This is a genomic window from Planktosalinus sp. (assembly GCF_059864935.1).
Window position 1 is genome coordinate 1 of the sequence record NZ_JCBCCK010000296.1, and the last position, 1486, is coordinate 1486.

Genomic DNA, 1486 nt, shown 5'->3' on the forward strand with positions numbered 1-1486 from the left:
ACGCTTACGCGAAAATGAACAAAGCCGATCAAATGGCGTTTCTACCACGCCTGAATGCCTTTGGAAGTTATGAACTGTATGACAGCGAACTCTTTCAAGGCAACGCCAGTGGTTATCTGGTGGGTGCGCAACTGAGCTGGGACTTGTTTCAAGGCGGCAAACGCTTTGGCAAGGCTCAAAAAAGTAAAGCCGAACTCGAGCAATCCCGCATCGAACTCGACCAGTACAAGGCCCAAAGCCAACTGGAAATCAACAAAGCCAATCGGTACCTCAACGACCTGCAAGAGCAGTTAAAGCGCAGCGAACTCGCTGTTGAGCAATCAGAGGAAGCTTTGCGCATCCGCACCAACAGGTTTGAACAAGGACTTGAAAAAACAACCGAGTTGCTGCAAAGCGAAACACAATATGCCCAAAAACAACTGGAATATTTACAAACCGTATTTGAATACAATTTCGCGAAAGCGTATCTGGAATTTTTAACCAAAGGAGAATAAATAACCAACCATCACCATGAAAAAACTACTTTACACTTTGATTTTGCTTGTCACAATGACAGCAACTCAGCAGGCACAACAGTCATTTGATTTTACGGTAGAATTGCATCCCGTAAACATTGCCGGTCTTCCGGGACTGCATTCTTATGCCTATGCACAACACGACGGAAAATGGCTGATTATCGGAGGAAGAAAAGATGGCATTCATGCACGTCAGCCCTTTAGTGCTTTCCCGGCTTCACAAAACAATTCAGAGATCATAGTGATTGATGTAAATACACAACAATTCTGGACATCATCATTGAATGTGTTACCCGCCGGAATCAGTGAACAGCTGCAATCGACCAATATGAACTTTCACCAGGACGGTGACGACTTGTTTATCATTGGCGGATATGCCTATTCCCCAACTGCCGATGACCACATCACTTTTCCTTACCTAACTTCTGTAGATGTAGCCGGATTAGTAAATGCTGTGGTAAACAACAACTCCATCACGCCCTATTTCAAACAAATTACAGACAATATTTTTGCAAATACAGGAGGGCAGTTAGGTAAAATAGGCAATACATTTTATCTGGTAGGCGGTCAACGTTTTGACGGTCAATATAACCCGATGAACAACCCTACTTTCGTACAAACCTATGCCACCACCATTCAAAAGTTTACCATTGACAACAGTGGCTCTCAATTAAGTTTTAATAATTATTCAGTTATTACAGACCAGGTGCATTTAAGAAGAAGAGACTACAATCTGGTGGCTCAGATTTTCCCTGATGGTTCACAGGGCTATATGATTTCTTCGGGCGTATTTCAGAAAAACGTCGACCTGCCTTTCCTTTATCCTGTGGAAATCACAGACCAGGGATATACACCCGTAACAAGTTTTAATCAATATTTAAGCAACTACCACAGTGCCAAAGCTGCATTGTATGACAGCGATCTCAACGAAATGCACAGCTTGTTTTTTGGAGGCATCAGCCAGTATTACT

The 1486-nt window shown here is 42.9% G+C and carries 1 protein-coding gene and 1 pseudogene; both read left to right on the forward strand.

All coding sequences use genetic code 11. From position 1 onward, the window contains the following. The coding region (locus AC6F75_RS09755) for a TolC family protein (protein ID WP_500714834.1) at positions 1-494 on the forward strand (494 nt) is incomplete at its 5' end. Between the two features lie 16 nt (positions 495-510). Then, positions 511-1486, forward strand: a pseudogene (locus AC6F75_RS09760) (hypothetical protein); the annotation flags it as partial.